Genomic DNA, 20,659 nt, shown 5'->3' on the forward strand with positions numbered 1-20,659 from the left:
CGTCTTCAGAAATGCGCCGAGGAAGCCGCGTTCAGCGCCCGCACATCGCCTGAAGGCACTGCCGTTTGCTCCTGGAGGCCGGTAAGCCTTATCTTCCGACCCTCGCCCGGCGCCAGATGGAACCAGTTGTCCGACGGCCGGAAGCCTGGAACGTCGATATGGACGCATTGTGCGAGCCGATCCGCCGACACCGCCAGCCACCAGCCGTCCCGGTCCTCGCGAAGTTCCGCCGAAAGGACGGCCTCGCCAAAAGCCGCCGCGCGCCCGAGCGGAAAATGGAACGCTTCCGCCAGAATGGTCTCGTCTTCGCCGTTCCGCAGGCGCGCCACCGTCACGTTGTGCGAAGGCGGGCCGAACCGGAACGCGTAGGCCGTGTCGAAGAACGCCCCGAACAGATCGGTGGCCGGGACGGTCACGCCTTGCCGCGGGATCTGTTTCAATGAGCGGCTGCCGCGTATGACAGGCTGCTTCCCGTCGCGCAGGCAGGCAAGTTCGAGAATGAGCGCCTGTTCACGATCGGTCTCGTTCAGGACGTGGACGTCGAGGCCGTTGGTGCCTTCGTCGGTCAAGGTGAGTTGAACCGGCCGGAACGCACGCTTCAGCGCGAAGAAGGCCGGCTTCGGCGCGCCCGTCGCGTCGATCACGCCCCAGCCCGCACCGGGCAGCAGGTCTTGCAGGGTCCAGACCAGCGCGCCGTTGCAGGAAGAACCAGGCCGCCGCCATTCGGCGAAGGTCGCCTCCATCACTTCGCCGGTCACGGCGCGGGAAAGGTCCAGATAACGGCCGGGATCTTCCCGCCGCAACCGCGACGGCTCAACGCCGTAAAGCGCGGCGAGATAATGCTCGCGGATATCCTCGAAATCCCAGGATGCGCCACGGTCGCGCGGCACACGTGCCTTCCAGCGCGGGTCGTGCACGGCCGGCACCGGCAGAGAGCCGTCCAGCGTGCGCTGTTCGGGCACGTTGGCGAAGGCCAGGCACTCGGCCGCGAAGCGCACGTTAGCGCGTCTCGCATCTTCGAGCGGCCGGCAATAGGCGCCCACGCCGTAATAATGCGTCACGCCGGCATTGGGCGAGAACGGCATGTCGCCGCCGCTCGGGCTGTTGGGCACATAAGGAACGTCGGGCCGCAGCCTTGCCGCCACAGAGGGAAGCAGTTTGTCCGTGAGCGGCCCGGACCACGCCTGGCGCGGCAGGCCCAGCATAGCCGCCTGCTGCGCCATCTCGCTGCCGCCGCACAGCACCGCCACGGAAGGCGAAGCGGCGGTAGAGGCCAGAAACTGTTCCGCCTCCTGCCGCGCAAGGTCCATGAACTCGCCGTCGCTTTCCGGATAGTGGAAATTGGCGAACATGAAGTCCTGCCAGACCATGATGCCGAGTTCGTCGCAGAGTTCGAAGAAGGCCGGCGTCTCATATGTCGCCACGCCCGGAACGCGCAGCATGTTCATGCCGGCTTCCGCCGCCAGGCGAAGGAACGGTTCGTAGCGCGCCCTGTCGCCGGCAAGGTCGACTATGTCGGCGCTCGTCCAGGCTGCACCCCGGCAGAACAGCTTCTGCCCGTTGACGCGGACGGCGAAATCCCTGCCGTCGTCCCCCCGGTCGATCTCGATGCGGCGGAAACCCGTGCGCCCGATCCGGTGGCGAACGCCGTCCGTGACGATTTCGACGTCATGCAGCGCCGGTTCGCCATGCGTGTGCGGCCACCACGCCGCGACGCCCGGAAGCGCAAGCTGCCCTGCGTACACCCCGTCCTGCGCGCGAAGCTCCACCTGATGTCCCGCGCAATTCAGGGACACGGCCCCCGAAAGGCCCGGCGCAGCGAAACGAACGTCCAGCCGCCCCGTCCCGTCCGCATCCAGCCAGCCTCGTATGCGAATGTCGCGCGGCATGGCCGGATCGTCCCGCACCAGCTTCACCGGACGGTAAGGCCCGGCGGCATGCACCTCCGGGCACCAGCCGGGCATGTAGCCGAGCACGGTGGTGCGGACCAGCCGCAAGCCGGGCGGCGTGATCATCTGCGGCCGCCACCGTGCCCGTGGACCGCGCCTCTCCAGGTGCGGCGCCAGCGCCCGGAAGCATATGGCGAGCCGGTCACGGCCGGAGAGTTCCACCGGAAGCTCCTGCGCCACGAACATGGAACGCGAAGCCAGCACCGGCTCGCCGTTCCAGAAGACCTCGGCGACCGTCGCCAGTCCGTCGAAACGAAGCCGGGCGGGACCGGGAGCATCGCCGTCCAGATCGAGGAAATACCAGGCGTCCAGCCCGTTGAGCGGTTGCGGCGAGGTGCGGTCGAAACGCCCTGCCCGCTCCAGCGCGCCGGCGACGGTGCCGGGCACCGGCGCTTCGACGAGGTCGGTCCCGACAAGATCCGCCGGCGGCTTCGCCCACGCATCAGGCTGCGTCGTCGCCATGCGCCAGCCCTGTTCGAGAAGGCGGTCGCCACAGGCCGGCAGCATGTGCGGCGTCTCCATCTCAGCGCTCAGCCGGCACGCGCCGAAAGACCGCGCATCAGCCCATCCCAAGCCTCGGCCGCAGGATCGAGCACGCCGGCCAGCGGCTCGAACTTGCGACGGCTGACCGCCCTGGCGAGCTGGAACTGGGTGGATTTCGCCACCTCGGCGATACGGCGCGCATGGGCTGCGGCGTCGCTCAATGCGCCGTCGGGCGCGATCCAGTCGAGATGGCTGGCCGCCAGCTCGAAATTGGCGCCGAGCTGCCGCAGCGTGTTGAAGGCGTATTTGTGGAAGAAGTCGAAGGGCCGTTCGGCAATCGCACGAACCTGTTCGGGAAAGCGCCCGGCAAAAGCCGCAACGGGATTTTCCCTCGGGCGCCGCGCGAAATGGCGCGCGAGCAGCCTGCCCGCTTCGGCGCGCAGGTGCGCCTGGCCCGGACACGCAGCCGGGAAACGCGCGAACTCGGTATAGGGCAGGAACGGCAGGTCCTCCGGCCCATCCGTCATGCGGAACAGCCCGTCGAAATCCTCGCCTTCCAGCCTGAAAAAGCCGGCATTGTGGAAGTAGTCTATGCTGCGCCCCATCACGTCGAGCCGGTTGATGGCGATCGTCGTCTTGCCGTGCTCCGTCCGGTAGGAGACACCGCGCGTGTCCGGCATGTAGTAGCTGTCCATCTCGACGAGGCACAGCCGCCCTCGCCTGATCTGCTCGTCCACATGCGTCTCGATGCGATCATATACCGCGAGCTCGGTGCAGCGGATTCCGTAAAGCGATTCAAGGTCCTCCAGGGGAACCTTGAAGAAGGTGAACTGGTCGCCCTCGAAATCCTGCGTCAGGGTGAAGCCCAGCATCGCCTCCGGTACGGTGCCGAAAGCATGGAGCGCCTCGATCCAGAGATCGACATAGCAGTTGGTTTCCGGCCACATCCGCTCCGGATTGTGCAACGCATGCGGCCGATAGCTGTCGGGAGCGAGCCCGCTGAAGACGGTGGGCTGCGGCAAGGTCAGTATCCGAGCGTTGCGCGCACCCTGGCCGGCCATTCGCCGACATCCAGGCCATGATGCTGGAACAGCGCAAGCGCGATCCGCTCAAGCCCGAAGCCCACGCATGCGGTGTGTGCGACCTCGCCATCGGCGGTGCTGATATCCCAGCTCTTGCCGAAATGGTCCTGATGATAGTTGAAGCTCATGCAGGCGGTCGGCTTGGCCGTCGAGGTGATCGGAATCAGCAGCTCGAACTTCAGGTTCTGGTCGCGCTGGTTGTTCTTCATCATCCGGCCGGCGCGGCCGAAGAACGGATCGTTGGCGACATCGATCTCCACCGGCAGCTCGACGCGCGCCATCAGCGCCTTGCCGCGCTCCATCCAGTCGTTGCGGAAGGCCATGACCTGTTCCGGCGTGCCCATGCGCACATATTCGCGCATGCGGAAAAGCTGCATGCGGGCCGGGTCGTTCGAAGGCTCGTGTCGGAAACAGTAGGACTGGAGGTCGAAAAGCCCGCCCTCCGTCGGCAGCGCGCCGCGCTTGGCCACGGTCGGGTAAAGCGGATAGCAGGCAGCCGGCGTCAGCACGATGTCGGTCGCTTCCTGCCCCTTGGTCCAGTCGTCGCCGGCTTCCATGCACTGCAGCAGGTGCATGTGGTCGAGTTCGTTGCCGCAGAAACTGTGAACCGTGCCGGCAAGTTGCGGAAAGCTCTTCATGTAGCCGCTGCCTTCGAAATAGGCGCGATTCATGCCCGGCGGAAAACGGATGGCTTCCGCGCCGTCGGCGCCGCCGACCTCGTCGATCAGCGCCTCGAAGCGGGTGATGACCTCCTCGAACGATCCGCTGCGCCCGTAGAGCCCTTCGATCCCCGTGTCGATGAGCAGGCCGGTCTCGAAAAGCCGGTCCAGCAGAGAGGTTTGCATATCCATCACTTATCCCATCAGGCTCGTATCCTGCCTATGGACGAGCAGGAGATTGGAGGTGTTGCCGAGAATGCGGTCGTTGGAGATCATCAGTTGCGCCGAATGTGCATCGCGCAGGTGCCTGCCAAGGCTGTAAGGCGTTCCGTTCTTGTAGCCGAGAATGCCGCACACCAGCATCGCATGGTTGATGATGGTGAGGATGATCTCGGACGCCCCGATCTTGACGTTGTTCATGGCGACGGCGAAGCCCACCGAGGACAGGCGGTCGACGTCCTTCTTCGCGGCTCCGAACTCGTGCAGACCGGCGATGATGTTGGATTTCAGGAGTTGCAGCAGGCTCGACGCCTCCGCCAGCCGCAGCGCTCCGGGCGGTGTGGTGCCCGGGCTCTTGCGCGCGGCCGCCCGCACGAAGCTCTGCGCGCGCGCCACTGCATTGACCGCGATTCCATACCAGACCGAACTCCACAGCAGATGCGAGGCCGCGAGCATGGATTGCGCCGCGATTTCGGCGAACGGCTTCGGCAGGATCTGTTCCGCAGGCGCGTCGCCCTTGAACAGATAGCCGTCCGAGCATGTGCCGCGCATGCCCAGCGTATCCCAGGTCTGCGTCTGCTCCAGCGTGTACTGGTCCTTGCAGAACACGGTCATCACCTGGTCCGTGGAGGCCGCATCGGCATGCGCGCGCGAGGTGATCAGGATCGCATCGGCATAGGCGCCGTAGGAAATGACGGTCGCGTCCTTTTCCAGGTGGCAGTCGGCGCCGTCGACCTCGATCGCACAGATGCTGTTGCGCAGATTTCCGCCGATGCCGCCCTCCGTGGTGGCGGAAGCGAGCAGAAGCTGTTCGCGGGCCACGCGGCGCATGAACGTGCGGTGCCACTCGCTCTCGGCCCCGTGCGAGACGAGGCTGGACAGCTTGATATGGTGCATGGCGAACACCATCGCCGCCGACGCGCAGGATTGTCCGATCAGCGAGCAGATTTCCGCGACGTCGGAAAGTGCCGCGTCTTCACCGCCCAGTTCGGGCGCGATCTGGATGGACAGAAGTCGCTCGAAGCGCATGGCCTCGACGGCTTCGCGCGGGAAACGAGCCTTGGCGTCGACATCCTCGGCATGGGCGGCTGCTACGGCGGCCACACGTCCGGCGCGTTCAGCAAGGCTCGTGCTTGAGGTGTTCATTCTCCGACCAAGGCTCCGCTGACCAGGCCCTCGACGGCAGCGGAAATCGCATCGATGCTCTGGAAGGTTTTTCGGTTCAGGAGCGAATCCGGAAACTCCACGTCGAAGGCTTCTTCCAACGCCAGCATGATCTGGACGGAGGCGAAGGAGGAAAGGCCAGCCGCATAGAGGTCGGAGTTTCCCTTCAGCCGGGTCACGTCGGCCGGCAGATCGCTGCGCGCAGCCAAAATCTCACGAACCCTGGATTCGATATCGCTCATCGTAATTTCCTTAATCAATGCATTCATGCTGGCTGCGCCAAAGAACATGAGCAAAGGACAATAAGATCGCATAAATGAGCATGGATAATTCCGGGTAAAGCGGATCGCACGGTTTTGACCGATCGCCGCAGGCCCGAAAACGCAGTTGGGCTTACCCGCAATTTACGAAGGATGGGCTACCAGATTGCGTGTCCGATTCGCATGGAAGCCTGGTTGGCATGAGCAAGGCCCTGATCTCCTTCGCGCTCGTCGCCGTGATGACGGCGCTGCTGACGGCCCTGAGTTTTGCGGTGGCCAGGCACGGTTACCCGTTCGGCGTGGTCGGTGTCAGGCGGCTGGAAGCCGTGGTGGACGCCGGCGCCTTCCTTCCGCTTGCCGCTCTCTATTTCTTCGGCGCGATGCTCATGATGGTGCTGCCCATCAGGGCAGCCAGCTTCGTGCTGCTGAATGCGGCCGACATGATCTTCTGGACGGTGATCGTGTTGTTTGCGGCGATTTTCGGCTGCACCGCCGCGAAATGGGCCTTTGGGCAGGCGGACGCGCCGTGGGCCCTCTGGAACTGGCGGTTCCTGTTTGTCGCGGCCGTCGTCGCCGCCCATTTGGTCATGAACGACCTGCGCCGCAACGTGCTGCTGCGCAGTCTCTTCCTGGTCGTTTTCGCGGGAGCGACCCTTGCCTGCCTGTTCTGGTCGTTCAGCCTCTGAACCGGCGCCCTCGTCAGATCAGGTAGCCCTGGCCGGCTTCCGGGCCCTTCCCGGTCTCGGGCGGCATCATGTCCTTGGCCAGTATGTTGCTGACCCGGCAGAAGGCCGCGAAGGCGCGGCAGGCTTCCTCGGCCTGCACCACACCGACACTAACCCCGAAACAGGCGTTAAAGGCGGCCTGGTAAAGCGGTCCTTGGCGGCCGACCGGCCAATCGGCCAGCAGGTCGAGCGCCATTTCGACGCCGTAGATTTCCTCGATCGGTTGGCCGGGGCCCAAGGCCACCCTGACCGGAACCTCGAATTGCAGGCTGTTCATCGGATATCTCCAGAACCATCGGCTGCCGAGCCCGGAACGCCGCGCGCTGCCGAAGGTTGCATCGCCCGACCATCGCGCGCGATTGTGTCCGTACTGCGTCGCGCCGTCTGTGACGTGTTTCACCTATAGGAGGTTGAAGACGAGCGCGTTCGATGTCACATGATAGGCGACAGGAACAACCCCGCGAAACTTGGAACGATGGTCACCTATCTCGAAGCCGATTCCGCCCCGCTGAGGAACACCGGCCAAATCCGCCTCTACAACGAGGAAGCATTCGCCGGCATGCGCCGGGCCTGCCAGCTCACGGCGCGCTGCCTGGACGAACTGGCGGAACTGGTGAAGCCCGGCGTGACGACCAACGCCATCGACCGCTTCGTGTTCGAATTCGGCATGGACCACGGCGCGCTGCCGGCCACGTTGAACTATCGCGGCTATACCAAGTCCACCTGCACCTCCATCAACCACGTCGTCTGCCACGGCATTCCGGACGAAAAGCCGCTGCGCGACGGCGACATCGTCAACATCGACGTGACCTACATTCTCGACGGCTGGCATGGCGATTCCAGCCGCATGTACCCGGTGGGCACCATCAAGCGCGCGGCCGAGCGGCTGATGGAAGTCACCTACGAATGCCTGATGCGCGGCATCGCCGCCATCAGGCCCGGCGCCCGCACCGGCGCCATCGGCCAGGCCATCCAGACCTATGCCGAAGGCGAGCGCTGCTCGGTGGTTCGCGACTTCTGCGGCCATGGCGTCGGCAGGCTTTTCCACGACGCGCCCAACATCCTGCACTACGGCAACGCCAATGAAGGCGTGGAGATGCGGCCGGGCATGATCTTCACCGTCGAACCGATGATCAATCTCGGACGTCCTCACGTGAAAGTGCTGTCCGACGGCTGGACCGCGGTGACGCGCGACCGCTCGCTCTCGGCACAGTACGAGCATGCCGTGGGCGTGACCGAAACGGGCTGCGAGATCTTCACGCTCTCGCCCAATGGCCTCGACACGCCGGGGCTGCCGCCTCGCTGAGGCAATCTCCGTAACTCCATCGTTTGCGGCAGCGTGCGGGGGCGCATGAGCAAGGACGATAGCGACGAACGCGGCTTTCTCGCAGAGCAGCCTCTGCCTCTGTTGGGCAAGGCGCCGGCGGCGAGGCCGCATTATCTCGGGCACCGGGACCGGCTGCGCGAGCGCTTTTCCGTTGCCGGCCACGCCGCCCTGCCCGACTACGAATTGCTGGAACTCCTGCTGTTCCGGCTGATCCCGCGCTCCGACACCAAGCCGGTGGCAAAGGCGCTGCTGGCGCGCTTCGGCACGCTGGCGGAAGTTCTGGGCGCGGACGAGGCGCTGTTGCGCGAGGTGAAGGGCGTCGGACCGGCGGTGGCCCTCGACCTCAAGATCATTGCGGCTGCCGCGCAGCGCATGCTGCGTTCCGATCTTACGACGCGCGAGACGTTGTCGTCCTGGACGCAGGTTCTCGACTATTGTCGCGCGGCCATGGCCTTCGAGGCGCGCGAGCAGTTCCGCATCCTGTTCCTCGACAAGAAGAACGCCCTGATCGCCGACGAAGTGCAGCAGACGGGCACGGTGGACCACACGCCGGTCTATCCGCGCGAGGTCGTCAAGCGCGCCCTCGAGCTTTCAGCGACCGCGATCATCCTCGTGCACAACCATCCTTCCGGCGACCCGACCCCCTCGCGCGCCGACATCGAGATGACCAAGGAAATCGTAGAAGCGGCGAAAAGGCTCGGCATTTCGGTGCACGATCACATCATCATCGGCAAGAAAGGCCATGCCTCGATGAAGGGATTGCTGCTGATCTGAGCCGGGCAAATCTTCGCCGGGGACGTTTCACATGCAAAAAGGCCGCCCCGGGGCGGCCTTTTCATCGAAACGGAACAAGAGAAGCTTATTCGGCGTCCTTGGCTGCGGCCTTCTTCTTCGGCGCGGCCTTCTTCTTCGGCTCGTCGGTCTCGGCGGCGTCGTCCGCCTTCTTCGTCTCGGACTTCTTGGCGGCAGCCTTCTTGGCGGGCTTGGCCTTGGCTTCGCCCTCCTCGTCCTCCGCCATCAGCTCTTCCTTGCTCACCTTCTTGTCGGTGACGGAGATCTGGCCGAGCAGGTGGTCCACTACCTTCTCTTCAAAGATCGGCGCGCGCAGCGAGTTCAGCGCTTCGGCGTTGTTGCGGTAGAATTCAAAGACTTCCTGCTGCTGGTTGGCCGGGAAACGGCGCACCTGCTCGAACAGGCCGCGCTGCAATTCCTCGTCGGAAACGGTCACGCCGGCCTTCTCGCCGATCTCGGCCAGCACAAGGCCAAGGCGCACGCGGCGCTCCGAAAGGCGCGTGTATTCGGCGCGCGCCTCTTCCTCGGTGGTGTCTTCGTCCTCGAAGGTGCGGCCGGCGGCCTGCAGGTCGCGGTTGACCTGATTCCAGATGTTGTTGAACTCGGCATCGACCAGCTTGGACGGCGCTTCGAAGCTGTAGGCGGCATCGAGCTGGTCGAGCAGCTGGCGCTTGACCTTCTGGCGCGTCATCGAGCCGAACTGGCTCTCGATCTGGCCGCGCACGATCTCGCGCAGCTTGTCGAGCGATTCAAGGCCGAGCGCCTTGGCGGTTTCGTCGTTGATCTCGAGTTCGCCGGGCTTGGCCACTTCCTTGACGGTAACGTCGAAGGTGGCTTCCTTGCCGGCCAGATGCGCCGCCTGGTATTCCTCGGGGAAGGTCACCGTGATGGTCTTCTCCTCGCCGGCCTTGGTGCCGATGAGCTGCTCCTCGAAGCCGGGGATGAATTCCTTGGAGCCCAGAACCAGCGGCTGGTCGTTGCCGGCGCCGCCGCCAAAAGCCTCGCCGTCGATCTTGCCGACATAGTCGATGGTGACGCGATCGCCCTCGGCGGCCTTGCCGTCCTTGGGCTCGTAGGAACGCGTCGATTCGGCGATGCGCTTGATCTGCTCCTCGATCTCGCTTTCCGGCACGTCATAGACCGGGCGCGTCACCTTGATGTCGGAGAAATCCTTGATCTCGATGGGCGGGATGACCTCGTAGTTCAGCTTGAACTCGAAATCGGCGCCGCCGGCCAGGATCTTCTCGGCTTCCTTCTCGTCCTCGGTCATGATGACCTCGGGCTGCATGGCGGCCTTCTCGCCGCGGCCGGTGATGATGGAGCGGGATTCGTTCAAGATCTCGTTGACCACCTCGGCCATGAACGACTTGCCGTAGACCTTGCGCAGGTGCTGCACCGGCACCTTGCCGGGACGGAAGCCGTTGATGCGGACCTTGTCCTTGGCGTCCGACAGACGCGCCATCAGCTTGGCTTCCATGTCGCCGGCCGGCACGACGACCTTGATCTCGCGCTTGAGGCCGGAATTGAGCGTTTCGGTGACCTGCATCATCAAACCTTTATCTTCACCAATGAAGCCGCCTAACGGCTTCGCCGTTCGCAGCCTGCCGGACTGTCTTGGCCAGGATGGCTTTGGCGCGGGACCGGAGCGGTGGCCGCAGCTTCGGCTCAAATGCTCCAGACGACACTCCAAAATGTGATTAAGTCTTTGTTTTTCCTACTTCTTATCACATTTTGCAGAAGCGGATCGTCGCATCCCGTCACATTCGACACGCCTTTTGTCACAGGCGTGACCGATTTTCAACCATCTTCGCGTTGCACTCCGTTCCATAACCGGCGGGCATCCGAAGCCACGCGCAGGATTCCTGCCGCCGACATTGACAGAATGATGGCTACGTGGGATTTCCGCCTCGCGCGCATGTGGCGGAATTGGTAGACGCCCCGGATTTAGGTTCCGATCCGCGCCATCTCCGCTAGCGTATCTCATCCAGATTTGAATGCTAAAGCACTGTGAAATCTAAGGATTTCCTCCGGCTGGCCATTATCTCCGTTTCCGTACTGGATACGGTGACAAAATCGCTTTGTGACAAATTCCCGTGACAACGGTGACAATCAGGAGAACAGCATGAGAACAGAACGCCGGCTCATGAGTGAAGCGGCCCTCGTGGTTACTGAGGTTTCCAAGTGGAGGGGCTTCCCCGGTCGTTGCCCGCCGTGGGGGCCGGAGGTTCTCAGTCGCTGCCGGTTGGAGGCGCGCCGACTAGTAAAGCGGCGCTGCGCTGAGTGGGAGCAAGAGCACCCAGGTATTCCCGCCATCGGAACGGCCTACCGGGAGGAGAAGGCGCGCGCCATCGCTACCGTCGCGGCGTCCACGTTCAAGGTACTGACCGCATGGGACCGAGATATGCTCTGATGGCTCAGAACCGCATTGGGGTACACGCCCTCGCTGAAGCGTCCGGCCGGCCCTACGCCGACGCCAAGCTCGCCCTATACAAGATCATGTTGAACACCCCTGACGCCGATGAGGTGGCCCGAGAGCTGGCATTGGACATCAGGGACCACTGCGCCCCAGACTACGGGCTTTGGAGAACGAATGACCCATCACGACCATAATCTCCAGCGGCAAATCGAGCTGGAGATCGAGATGTCCGGCCTCGGCCGTGACCGCTACCTCTCCAAGGTCCGCAAGAACATCGACAAGGAGCGCGGCTACGACACGGACACCGGAAGGTGCATCCTCCAGTCCGCCATAGGACCCGTTGCGGACGGCCTACGCGCCTTTCAGGAGGAAGCCTTCAGTGGCCGCCCAGGGCCGAAGCATCGGGCCGTCGTCCTGACCAAGGACATGGACCCCGAAGTCGTCTCCTACCTCGCCTGCCGGGCCATCCTCGGGCGCATGTTGAAGCCGCGCGCCCCGGTCCTCATGACGCTGGCCGTCCAGGTCTCCCGAGCGGTGGAGCTGGAGGCGCGCTTCACCGAGTTCAAGAGGCAGAACAAGGAGAAGTTCGCCTGGGAGATGCGGCGGCTGTCCGAACAGGGCGCGAACGAGCAGCACAAGGCCCACGTCCTGACCTACGCCATGGGCAAGTGCGGCATCGAATGGGACCGCTGGAGCAGGACCGACATGATCCACCTCGGGGTCAAGCTGGTCGAGCTGTTCTGCGAACACACCGGGCTCGCCGTGATCCAGCAAGCGGTCAACGGCGGGGACAAGGAGGCACCGTTCGCCCAGTACCTCGTCCACCTCACCGACCGAGCGAACGCCTGGGTGGACCAATCGGTACGCGGGGGGGAACTCCTGTTCCCGGCCTATCTGCCGACCTTGGTGCCCCCCAAGCGCTGGGTAAGCCTATCCAGTGGGGGCTACTTCACGGACCTCGACAGGCCCCTCCCGCTGGTCCGCAAGGCGCGCAAGGAGCAACGCGAGCTGCTCGCCAAGGCTGACCTCTCGGTCGTCTACCGGGGCCTGAACGCTATCCAGGAGACCCCTTGGTCGATCAACGGGCCGGTCCTCGACGTCATGAAGGTCCTCGCCAAGTCGGACGCCGGGATCGCCGGGCTCGTGCCTGGGGACAAGCCTTTGCCCGATAAGCCGGCCGACATCGACACCAACAAGGAGGCCCGACGAGAGTGGAAGTGGGCCGCTCGGGACGTCTATGCCGAGAACCTCCAGCTCAAGCAGGACCGCCTGAAGCAGGGCCAGATGCTCGACCTAGCGGAGAGGTTCAGGGATGAGGCCGCGATCTTCTTCCCGCACAACCTGGACTTCCGTGGCCGGGCCTACCCTGTCCCCGAGGTTCTCCATCCGCAGGGCAGCGATCCCGTTAAGGGGCTGCTAAGGTTTGCTGAGGGGAAGCCGCTGGGGCAGGACGGGGAACGCTGGCTGGCGATCCACGGGGCGAACTGCTTCGGGATCGATAAGGTGTCGTTCGACGAGCGCGTTGGGTGGGTGGAGGAGCATTGCGACGACATCTACTACTGCGCCGAGGACCCGTACGAGAACCGCTGGTGGACCGAGGCCGACAAGCCTTGGTGCTTCCTCGCGTTCTGCTTCGAGTGGGCTCGTCTATACGAGGAGGGCTACCAAGCCTTCGTCTCCCACCTCCCCATCGCCCTCGACGGCTCCTGCAACGGGCTCCAGCACTTCTCGGCCACGCTCCTCGACAGTGTCGGCGGCGCGGCTGTGAACCTGATCCCAGCGGAGAAGCCCCAGGACATCTACCAGGTCGTCGCTGACCGGGTGAATGCCCAACTGCGCCTTATTGTCTCCGGTAACGGAGTTAATACCTGCGCAAGCTGGCTGGTCCAGGCCGGCGTCGACCTGAAGCGCATCCAGAACTGGCTCGGCCACAAGCGGATCGAGACCACCTTGAAGTACGCCAAGCTGGGGACGGGCGACCTCGACCTCGCCGGGGACATCCTCGGGAACATGCTGGAGCCCGCCAAGCCGGCCTTGAGGGTTGTCGAGAACGGCGACCTTTGACTTGTGACAAAGGCTGTGACAAACGGTGTCACGGTGACAATTCCAGGCGGGTATGGTGGAATTGGTAGACACACTTGGTTTAGGTCCAAGCGCTTGAAAAGCATGGGGGTTCGAGTCCCTCTACCCGCACCAACTACGCTAGCGGAGAAGATTTAGGTTCCGGTGCCGAGAGGCGTGGGGGTTCGAGTCCCTCCATGCGCACCAGCCCGGCTCTATCGGGCCTGTCGAAGCGGGAAATCGCCGGCTCAACCAGCACCGTCAGTATTGCACTGCCTGCGACCAAGCAATGCGCACGTATGGCGCGGATGAGATAGCCCTTATTATATAATTGAACCGGGCTGGGCTTGGATTACGATCTTTACACTGGCGGGACCAAGCAACCATCTTTACTGAGCGAAGGGGTATTTCCATGCGTGCAACTCGCATAGCTGCGGTCATCTTCTCCGCGGCTCTTGCATTTGTCGGCGCGAACAACGCGTTCGCCGCCAATCCCTACAAGACCCCCTGCACGGCTGACGGAAAGCGCGTCTGCGCGATGCAGAACCAGGCAAAGGCGGAAAGCTGCCTGCGGCAGCACATGGATCAACTGACGCCGGCCTGCAAAACCTATCTCACGAAGAAGAAGGGCTGACGCGTTCCAGACGGGCCGGTGCCCGCGACCGACGAACACCCGGAACGAGGGGCGACGATCATCGCCCCTTTTTCGTTGCCGGCACCCGCAATCGCCCGGCCGTTTTCCAGGCCGGTTCCAGGCTAGATCGTCTCACTGTCTCAGAAACACCGAAACGATCTGTCTCCTTTTTCACGCAATTCCGGAAAACCGCTTCACGCCTTCCCGAAATCGCCAGTTCTGCACCGTCACGCCGGCCGGGCCGTCCAGTGGAACAACGCCCGCAGGCTTGCCAGGAACCCCATGCCGCCGATAGCGGAGCGCACGCAAAGCGCGGCCCGGGAGGCGTGCATGGTCTCACCGACATGGCAATGGCAGACGACGTTGTGAAGCTGTCCGTCCGACAGTTCAAAGAAGCGCTTGGCTTCGCCGTAGCTGTCGTTTGCCAGCCCCTCCCTGCGCAGCAGCGGGTCTTCAAAAGCCACCGTTATCGCGGAACCAAAGCTGCGCATGAGATCGCGTTCGTGCGACGGGTAGTATTCGGTGCCGGGGAGCGCCGAAAGCAGTCGCGCGGGCTGGCGCTCCAGAAGCTCGGCCCAACGCTGCAGGCGCTGGGTTCGATCCATTCCAAGTTGGGTCGGGTCAGTTTGGATCTCGGCTACCTTGTGTAGCTGATCCAGTGTCTGGTGCCTCATGGCAACCTCCTAAGCAGGTGGTTTTGGCCCCTTTCGCCCTGTCTCAAAGATGATAGTGCACGCCCGATAGGCTTCCATAGCGAGGCGGTTCACGATCGCGGAATTTTGCCGCCGCCCCCGGTTTCGCCGGCTCAGAACGAGCGTGGCGGCACGAACAGGCAGATCGTCCTGCCGGCATCGAGCCCTCCCTTGTGCGCGCACCAGTGATATTGGCCGTCGGGGCTGTCCTTGATGCGCTTGTCGGTCATTGGCACCACCTCACCGGTATCGGTGATGACATAGCCTTCCGGCCGCTCCAGCACCTCGCCCTTGGTCGCGGCGCGGCAGTCATAATCGGCACAGCAGGAAAAAGGGTAATGCCACCCCAGCGGCTGGGCTGGCGTCGGCTTTGCGTCGTGGGCAGATGCCTGCCCCGCAAGAAGGAAAAAAGCGGCGACCGCTGGCAACAAAGCCGAAAACCCGCCGGCCCCTCGGGCAACGCGGGCCGAACGCACCAACGCAGCGGACATGGTCGATCCTTTCGAACGAGCCCTCGCCCGCTAAGGAACGCCCCTTTGCCGCTTAGGTTCCTGTCCGCTAATTTACCGATCGACGATTTCGGTGGACGGCAGCCGATCAATCGAGATCGGCCACCTGCTCTCCGCTGCCGCCCTCGATGCGCTGCGACAGCGACGCCTCCATGAAGTCGTCGAGATCGCCGTCCAGCACGCTGGATGGGCTGGTGCTTTCCACGCCCGTGCGCAGGTCCTTCACCAGCTGATAGGGCTGCAGCACGTAGGAGCGGATCTGATGGCCCCAGCCGATGTCGCTCTTGGCCGCTTCGGTGGCGTTGGCGGCAGCTTCGCGCCGCTTCAGCTCTTCCTCGTAGAGGCGCGAACGCAGCATCTCCCACGCCTTGGCGCGGTTCTTGTGCTGCGAGCGCTCCGCCTGGCAGGCGACCGCGATCCCGGTCGGTATATGGGTGATGCGCACGGCTGAATCGGTGGTGTTGACGTGCTGGCCGCCGGCGCCCGACGAGCGGTAGGTGTCGATGCGCACTTCAGACTCCGGGATTTCGATGACGATCGAATCGTCGATCACCGGATAGACCCAGGCGCTGGCGAAGGACGTATGGCGGCGGGCATTGGAATCGTAAGGCGAGATGCGCACCAGCCGGTGCACGCCCGATTCCGTCTTCAGCCAGCCATAGGCGTTATGGCCCTTGATGAGAACGGTCGCCGACTTGATGCCGGCCTCCTCGCCGTCATGGATTTCGAGAACCTCGACCTTGAAGCGGCGGCGCTCGGCCCAGCGCGTGTACATGCGCAGCAGCATCGAGGCCCAGTCCTGGCTTTCGGTGCCGCCGGCGCCGGCATGGATTTCGAGATAGGTGTCGTTGGAGTCGGCCTCGCCGGAAAGCAGCGTCTCCACCTGCCGGGCCTTGACCTCGCCCCGCATGGAGCGAAGCGCGGCTTCCGCGTCGGCGACGACGCCGTCGTCTCCCTCTTCCTCGCCAAGCTCGATCAGGCCGATATTGTCTTCCAGCGCCTGCGTCAGGCTCTTGACGGCGCCGATCCCCTCTTCCAGGGTCTGGCGCTCGCGCATCAGCTTCTGCGCTTCGGCGGGATCGTTCCAGAGACTGGCGTCCTCGGCGCGGACATTGAGGTATTCAAGCCGCTTTACAGCCTGATCCCAGTCAAAGATGCCTCCTCAGCAGGCTTATGGCCTGCTTGATTTCGTCGACAATGGTCTGCGTTTCCGCGCGCATGGCTGGTTTTCTGTCCTGCTAGAGCATCCTGCGGCAAGGTGGTGTCACCCCACGTCGCACAAATGCGGTTAAAACAACGGCTTGGAGCATGTTCTGTCGAAAGCCGGTTTCCACTTTTCGGGAAAAAGCTCCAGGTGAGAAATAGGATCGGCGCGATACATAGGCATCGCTCCGCTGCCTGTAAAGCGAAATGGGCCGATCCGGGATCGGCCCATCGCGGGTTCTATGCAGGCCTAGTAAAGCCCGCCGCCGCCGGATTGGATGGCCTCGGAAGCCTGCGGCGACAGCGCGGTGCCCGGCCCGTTCGAGCCGTCCTCGCCCATGCCGATCACCCAATAGCTGTCGGCGGGACCGGTGCCGGGCTTGAACGCCTCGATGATGGTGCCCGGCGCGCCTTCGGCGGCACGCATGCCGGTCTTCCTGTCGATGGCGATCAGCTTCATGCCGTCCGGCACCTTGAACTCGATCTTCGGCTGTCCGACCAGATAGTCCTTCATGAAACTCTTGAACACCGGCGCGGCCAGACCGCCGCCGGTCACGCCCTTGCCGAGCTGGCGTGGCGTGTCGTAGCCCATATAGAGGCCCACCACGAGGTTCGGCGTGAAGCCGATGAACCATGCGTCCTTCTCGTCGTTGGTGGTGCCGGTCTTGCCGGCGATCGGATAGCCGAGCTCGGAAATGGTGACTGCAGTGCCGCGCTGGACCACGCCTTCCATCATTGAGGTGATCTGGTAGGCCGTCATCGGATCCAGGACCTGCTCCGAATTGTCGACCAGTTCGGGTTCGGGCTGGTTCTTCCATTCGGCTGCGTTGCAGTTCTCGCAGGTGCGCTCGTCCTGCTTAAAGACGGTCTTGCCGTAACGGTCCTGGATGCGGTCGATCAGCGACGGCTTGATAGACTTGCCGCCGTTGGCCATGATCGAATAGGCCGTCACCATGCGCATGACCGTGGTTTCGCCGGAGCCGAGGGCCATCGGCAGATAGGGCGCCAGGTGGTCGTAGACCCCGAAACGCTCGGCATATTCGGCCACCAGCTTCATGCCCATGTCGTTGGCCAGCCGAACCGTCATCAGGTTGCGCGAACGCTCGATGCCGGACCGCAGCGTGGCGGGACCGGCGGTGCGGCCGTCATAGTTCTTCGGCGTCCAGGTGGTGTTGCCGGTCTGGATGGTGATGGGCCCGTCCATGATCACCGAAGCCGGCGTATAGCCGTTGTCGAGAGCGGCCGAATAGACGATCGGCTTGAACGACGAACCTGGCTGGCGCATCGCCTGCGTCGCGCGGTTGAACTCGGATTCGGCGTAGGAGAAGCCGCCGACCATGGCCAGGACGCGGCCGGTATGCGGGTCCATGGCGACCAGGCCGCCTTCCACCTCGGGCACCTGCCGCAGCATGTAATTGTTGGAATCGCCCTTTTTCTGGACGAACACCACGTCCCCGGGCTTCAGCACGTCTGCCGGCGATTTGGCCTTGAGCGTCTTGCCGCCCTGCTTGTAGCGCATGGCCCAGCTCATGTCGTCCTTGGAGACCGTGCCTTCCACGCGTTCCTTGACCAGTTCGCCGGAGGCCTGCCGCGCCGGCTGGAGGCCGATGGAAAGGCCGGAAGCCGAGCTGTCGAGCACCACGGCGAGCGACCATTCGGGCACGTCGTCGAGTCCCTTGACCTTGCCGAGCGGCTCGCCCCAGTCGCCGGAAACGTCGATGTGGGTCACCGGGCCGCGATAGCCGCGCAGCGTATCGAACTTGATGAGGCCGTTCTGCATGGACTTGCGCGCGAACAGCTGCAACTTCGGATCCAGCGTGGTGCGCACAGAAAGCCCGCCCTCATAGAGCGCGTTCTCGCCGTAGCGGGCGATGATCTGGCGGCGGACCTCCTCGGTGAAATATTCCCCGGCGAACAGATAGGTGCCGTTGCGGCGAGGCTTGACGCCCAGCGGCTCGGCCTTGGCCTTCTCCCCCTCGTCCTTTTTCACGTAGCCGTTGTCGACCATCTGGTCGATGACCCAGTTGCGCCGCTCGACGGCGCGGTTTGCGTGCTTGAACGGATGGTAGTTGGTCGGCCCCTTCGGCAGCGCCGCCAGATAGGCGGCCTCGGCAACGGTGAGTTCGTTGACCGACTTGTCGAAATAGGTCAGCGCCGCGCCCGCCACGCCGTAGGCGCCGAGGCCGAAATAGATCTCGTTGAGGTAGAGCTCGAGGATACGATCCTTCGGATAGGCCTGCTCGATGCGGAAGGACAGGATCGCTTCCTTGATCTTGCGATCCAGCGTCTGTTCGTTGGTCAGAAGGAAGTTCTTGGCCACCTGCTGGGTGATGGTCGATCCGCCCTGCATCGGGCCGCCGGTCACATAGCGCAGCGCGGCGCGGCCGATGCCCTGGATATCCACGCCGGGATGGTTGTAGAAATTCTTGTCTTCCGCCGACAGGAACGCCGCCTTGACGCGATCGGGAATCGCCTGGATCGGCAGGTAGAGGCGCCGCTCGCGCGCATATTCGGCCATCAGCGAACCGTCAGAGGAGTGGATGCGCGTCGTCACCGGCGGCTCGTACTTCGCCAGCACCTCGTAGTCGGGCAGGTCCTTCGCCAGATGGCCGACATAGATGGCCGCGCCGGCGGCGACCAGAAGCGCCAGCGTCGTGCCGATCCCGAAAAAATAGCCGATGAGACGAATCATGCCCACTCCAGTCCGTGGTCGGGGGTCTGTCCATGTGCCTCTAAACCATGCGGCAGATCACGCAAGGTTTCAGGGAACTTCCCGGCACGCATTCCACGCCCAATGTCGCGACGATGTGGGCAAAATGCGGCAAGATTGGAATTGGCCGCACGGCGCGACCATAATAGTGGAGGATGTTGTGCAGGCGCAACGCCTCCTTGGCCCTTTGCGGGACGGCTCGCTGCGGCCCGCCGGTTTTTGCCGGCTACCCTCCGGTCACGGTCCGGGCGGTCTTTGCCGAAGCGAACAGCGCCACCGCGTTGGTGATGCTTTGCGCGGCTTTGGCGCGCCAGTCGGGATCGATCAGCTGCGCTTCGTCGCCGGCATTCGACAGATAGCCGAGTTCGACCAGCACCGAGGGCACATCGGGTGCCTTCAGCACCCGGAACCCTGCCGAGCGGTGCGGATTGTTGATGAGGCCGACGGTGGTGGACAATTGCCCGACCAGCGTATGCGCGAAACTCATGGAGAAGGAGTGGGTTTCGCGCCGGATGAGGTCGATCAATATGTCCGTCACTTCCTGGTTGTCGTCCTTGATCTCCATCCCGGCGAACTGATCGGAGAGGTTTTCACGATCGGCCAGCGCTTTGGCTTCGGCGTCCGAGGCCTTGTCCGAAACCGTGTAGACGGTGGCGCCGCGAATCCCCTTCACGCTGATCGTGTCGGCATGGATGGAAATGAACAGGTCGGCCTCGTGCTGGCGGGCGATGCGCACCCGGTCGTCCAGGCGAAGATATTCGTCCGTGTCGCGCGTCATGAACACGTTGTAGTTCCCGACGGCGATCAGCTTGTCGCGCAACTCCTTGGCGAAGGCCAGCGTGACATCCTTTTCGACGGTGCCGTGCAGGCCTTCCGCGCCGCCGTCGACGCCGCCATGGCCCGGATCGATGACGACCGTGAAGCGGTGATCGGGCACCATCGGCCCCTTGCCGACACGGCCGCTTTTATCGGGCGAGACGGTGGAACCGGTGGTCGTGGCCTGGTCGGCCAGGGCGGAATCGAACTCGCGCTCCGAGGCTGCGGATATATCGACGGCGATGCGATAGCCGGCCCCGTCGTCGTTCTTCAGGATATCGAACTTGTCGATCTGGAACGGCCCCTTGGTGGCGAGCACCAGCCGGGAAGCGCTCGCTCCCACCTTGCCGTAGCGCACGCTCTTGACCAGCCCGCTCGCCTTCATGTCCTTCGGATCGAGCGCCATCACCGAATCGGGCGTATCGATGACGAGACGGTGCGGGCCGCGCAACAGGAACCAGCGCGGATTGGGCTCGCGGTCGAAATCCACGACGATACGCATCTTTGCCGCGTCGCCCGCCATCTTGAAATCGACGGCGCGCACTGGCTGTCCGGCGCCGGATTGGGCCGCGGCAGGCGGCTGGACCCTGTCGGCCTGTTCGGCGGCCCGGGCACTGCCGGGAAGGCTCAAGGCATAGGCCAGCAAGGCACAGGCAAGGAGAGCGACGAACCGGCCGGCGCTGCGGCTCTTGTCTGCGATCTCTCTCAACCCCATTTCAGTTCCGATCGTACAGATACGCTGCGCTTGAGGCTCGCGCCGAATCCGCGCGGCCGAAAAACCCGATTAACGATTGGTATCCAGAGAAGGTTAACCAAGCCTTTTCGGGTGATTCACGGCCGGGGCAGCGGCTTTTTGCCGGCATGGAAATCGGGGTTGCCTTCGCCCCTGCCAAATCATAAAAGCGAAGGTGGGTTGCCGCAATCCTGGGACCGTCTTCCTGCACAACTCTGCTGCAGG

The 20,659-nt window shown here is 63.7% G+C and carries 17 protein-coding genes and 1 tRNA gene; 6 read left to right on the forward strand and 12 right to left on the reverse strand.

What is annotated here, in order from left to right; translation table 11 throughout:
* Positions 1–5: 5 nt before the first annotated feature.
* Genes QU595_RS15100 through QU595_RS15120 form a run of 5 tightly spaced genes read right to left on the reverse strand, consistent with a single transcriptional unit; the run spans position 6 to position 5,789 of the window.
* Positions 6–2,456, reverse strand: coding sequence for a beta-mannosidase (locus QU595_RS15100; protein ID WP_315923330.1), 2,451 nt, complete (start codon positions 2,454–2,456; stop codon positions 6–8).
* Positions 2,457–2,479: 23 nt separating this feature from the next.
* The gene (locus tag QU595_RS15105) at positions 2,480–3,493 is read right to left on the reverse strand and encodes a DUF1839 family protein (RefSeq protein ID WP_315923331.1); all 1,014 of its coding nucleotides are present in this window, start codon (positions 3,491–3,493) and stop codon (positions 2,480–2,482) included.
* Entirely contained in the window at positions 3,457–4,365 is a 909-nt protein-coding gene (locus QU595_RS15110) for an amino acid--[acyl-carrier-protein] ligase (protein ID WP_315923333.1), read from the reverse strand. The genes QU595_RS15105 and QU595_RS15110 overlap by 37 nt, the downstream gene beginning before the upstream one ends.
* A gap of 3 nt (positions 4,366–4,368) precedes the next feature.
* On the reverse strand, positions 4,369–5,538 hold the full coding sequence (locus tag QU595_RS15115) for an acyl-CoA dehydrogenase family protein (RefSeq protein ID WP_315923334.1): 1,170 nt from the start codon (positions 5,536–5,538) through the stop codon (positions 4,369–4,371).
* Positions 5,535–5,789 carry an acyl carrier protein gene (locus QU595_RS15120; protein WP_315924479.1) on the reverse strand — a complete coding sequence of 85 codons (255 nt, stop codon included), beginning with the start codon at positions 5,787–5,789 and terminating at the stop codon, positions 5,535–5,537. The genes QU595_RS15115 and QU595_RS15120 overlap by 4 nt, the downstream gene beginning before the upstream one ends.
* Before the next feature lie 227 nt (positions 5,790–6,016).
* Here QU595_RS15120 and QU595_RS15125 point away from each other — a divergent pair, with 227 nt between their 5' ends.
* Positions 6,017–6,502 (forward strand): hypothetical protein, encoded by a 486-nt coding sequence (locus QU595_RS15125; RefSeq protein WP_315923336.1) that lies wholly within the window; start codon positions 6,017–6,019, stop codon positions 6,500–6,502.
* 13 nt (positions 6,503–6,515) lie between these two features.
* Here QU595_RS15125 and QU595_RS15130 read toward each other — a convergent pair whose 3' ends face one another.
* The gene (locus tag QU595_RS15130; RefSeq protein WP_315923338.1) at positions 6,516–6,818 is read right to left on the reverse strand and encodes a DUF982 domain-containing protein; all 303 of its coding nucleotides are present in this window, start codon (positions 6,816–6,818) and stop codon (positions 6,516–6,518) included.
* Positions 6,819–7,016: 198 nt separating this feature from the next.
* On the opposite strand from QU595_RS15130, the gene map reads away from it, so the two are divergent.
* Both map and radC read left to right on the forward strand, forming a co-directional pair.
* Positions 7,017–7,847, forward strand: a complete 831-nt coding sequence (gene map / locus QU595_RS15135) for a type I methionyl aminopeptidase (RefSeq protein ID WP_315924481.1) — start codon at positions 7,017–7,019, stop codon at positions 7,845–7,847.
* Positions 7,848–7,892: 45 nt separating this feature from the next.
* The gene (gene radC, locus QU595_RS15140; RefSeq protein ID WP_315923340.1) at positions 7,893–8,642 is read left to right on the forward strand and encodes a RadC family protein; all 750 of its coding nucleotides are present in this window, start codon (positions 7,893–7,895) and stop codon (positions 8,640–8,642) included.
* 85 nt (positions 8,643–8,727) lie between these two features.
* Here the strand turns inward: radC and tig are convergent, their stop codons facing one another.
* The gene (gene tig / locus QU595_RS15145; RefSeq protein WP_315924483.1) at positions 8,728–10,206 is read right to left on the reverse strand and encodes a trigger factor; all 1,479 of its coding nucleotides are present in this window, start codon (positions 10,204–10,206) and stop codon (positions 8,728–8,730) included.
* Positions 10,207–11,250: 1,044 nt separating this feature from the next.
* On the opposite strand from tig, the gene QU595_RS15150 reads away from it, so the two are divergent.
* From QU595_RS15150 to QU595_RS15160, 3 genes are all read left to right on the forward strand, one after another.
* The gene (locus QU595_RS15150) at positions 11,251–13,140 is read left to right on the forward strand and encodes a DNA-directed RNA polymerase (RefSeq protein ID WP_315923342.1); all 1,890 of its coding nucleotides are present in this window, start codon (positions 11,251–11,253) and stop codon (positions 13,138–13,140) included.
* A 46-nt stretch (positions 13,141–13,186) separates the two neighbouring features.
* Positions 13,187–13,272 (forward strand) — tRNA-Leu (locus QU595_RS15155).
* A 277-nt stretch (positions 13,273–13,549) separates the two neighbouring features.
* Positions 13,550–13,771: a hypothetical protein gene (locus tag QU595_RS15160; RefSeq protein WP_315923344.1), complete on the forward strand. Its 222-nt coding sequence runs from the start codon at positions 13,550–13,552 to the stop codon at positions 13,769–13,771.
* Positions 13,772–13,998: 227 nt separating this feature from the next.
* Here the strand turns inward: QU595_RS15160 and QU595_RS15165 are convergent, their stop codons facing one another.
* The 5 genes from QU595_RS15165 to QU595_RS15185 form a co-directional block, all read right to left on the reverse strand.
* The gene (locus tag QU595_RS15165) at positions 13,999–14,445 is read right to left on the reverse strand and encodes a hypothetical protein (protein WP_315923346.1); all 447 of its coding nucleotides are present in this window, start codon (positions 14,443–14,445) and stop codon (positions 13,999–14,001) included.
* 131 nt (positions 14,446–14,576) lie between these two features.
* The gene (locus tag QU595_RS15170) at positions 14,577–14,954 is read right to left on the reverse strand and encodes a hypothetical protein (RefSeq protein ID WP_315923348.1); all 378 of its coding nucleotides are present in this window, start codon (positions 14,952–14,954) and stop codon (positions 14,577–14,579) included.
* Between the two features lie 106 nt (positions 14,955–15,060).
* Positions 15,061–16,192 (reverse strand): peptide chain release factor 2 gene (gene prfB / locus QU595_RS15175; RefSeq protein ID WP_315923350.1). Its coding sequence is split into 2 segments (ribosomal slippage): positions 15,061–16,125 and positions 16,127–16,192, totalling 1,131 coding nucleotides; the frame shifts between segments, so codons are not numbered across the junction.
* Between the two features lie 233 nt (positions 16,193–16,425).
* Positions 16,426–18,867, reverse strand: coding sequence for a penicillin-binding protein 1A (locus QU595_RS15180; protein WP_315923352.1), 2,442 nt, complete (start codon positions 18,865–18,867; stop codon positions 16,426–16,428).
* A gap of 244 nt (positions 18,868–19,111) precedes the next feature.
* Positions 19,112–20,416, reverse strand: coding sequence for an N-acetylmuramoyl-L-alanine amidase (locus tag QU595_RS15185; protein ID WP_315923354.1), 1,305 nt, complete (start codon positions 20,414–20,416; stop codon positions 19,112–19,114).
* Positions 20,417–20,659: the final 243 nt, after the last annotated feature.

The organism is Mesorhizobium sp. SP-1A, assembly GCF_032460275.1.
GTDB lineage: Bacteria > Pseudomonadota > Alphaproteobacteria > Rhizobiales > Rhizobiaceae > Mesorhizobium.

Coding starts and splice junctions, on each gene's coding strand:
- QU595_RS15105 (WP_315923331.1), bottom strand. CDS start 3,493: ATGGCCGGCCAGGGTGCGCGCAACGCTCGGATACTGACCTTGCCGCAG.
- QU595_RS15185 (WP_315923354.1), bottom strand. CDS start 20,416: ATGGGGTTGAGAGAGATCGCAGACAAGAGCCGCAGCGCCGGCCGGTTC.
- QU595_RS15115 (WP_315923334.1), bottom strand. CDS start 5,538: ATGAACACCTCAAGCACGAGCCTTGCTGAACGCGCCGGACGTGTGGCC.
- tig (WP_315924483.1), bottom strand. CDS start 10,206: ATGCAGGTCACCGAAACGCTCAATTCCGGCCTCAAGCGCGAGATCAAG.
- map (WP_315924481.1), top strand. CDS start 7,017: ATGGTCACCTATCTCGAAGCCGATTCCGCCCCGCTGAGGAACACCGGC.
- QU595_RS15160 (WP_315923344.1), top strand. CDS start 13,550: ATGCGTGCAACTCGCATAGCTGCGGTCATCTTCTCCGCGGCTCTTGCA.
- QU595_RS15100 (WP_315923330.1), bottom strand. CDS start 2,456: ATGCTGCCGGCCTGTGGCGACCGCCTTCTCGAACAGGGCTGGCGCATG.
- QU595_RS15180 (WP_315923352.1), bottom strand. CDS start 18,867: ATGATTCGTCTCATCGGCTATTTTTTCGGGATCGGCACGACGCTGGCG.
- QU595_RS15130 (WP_315923338.1), bottom strand. CDS start 6,818: ATGAACAGCCTGCAATTCGAGGTTCCGGTCAGGGTGGCCTTGGGCCCC.
- QU595_RS15170 (WP_315923348.1), bottom strand. CDS start 14,954: ATGTCCGCTGCGTTGGTGCGTTCGGCCCGCGTTGCCCGAGGGGCCGGC.
- QU595_RS15150 (WP_315923342.1), top strand. CDS start 11,251: ATGACCCATCACGACCATAATCTCCAGCGGCAAATCGAGCTGGAGATC.
- QU595_RS15110 (WP_315923333.1), bottom strand. CDS start 4,365: ATGGATATGCAAACCTCTCTGCTGGACCGGCTTTTCGAGACCGGCCTG.
- radC (WP_315923340.1), top strand. CDS start 7,893: ATGAGCAAGGACGATAGCGACGAACGCGGCTTTCTCGCAGAGCAGCCT.
- QU595_RS15165 (WP_315923346.1), bottom strand. CDS start 14,445: ATGAGGCACCAGACACTGGATCAGCTACACAAGGTAGCCGAGATCCAA.
- QU595_RS15125 (WP_315923336.1), top strand. CDS start 6,017: ATGAGCAAGGCCCTGATCTCCTTCGCGCTCGTCGCCGTGATGACGGCG.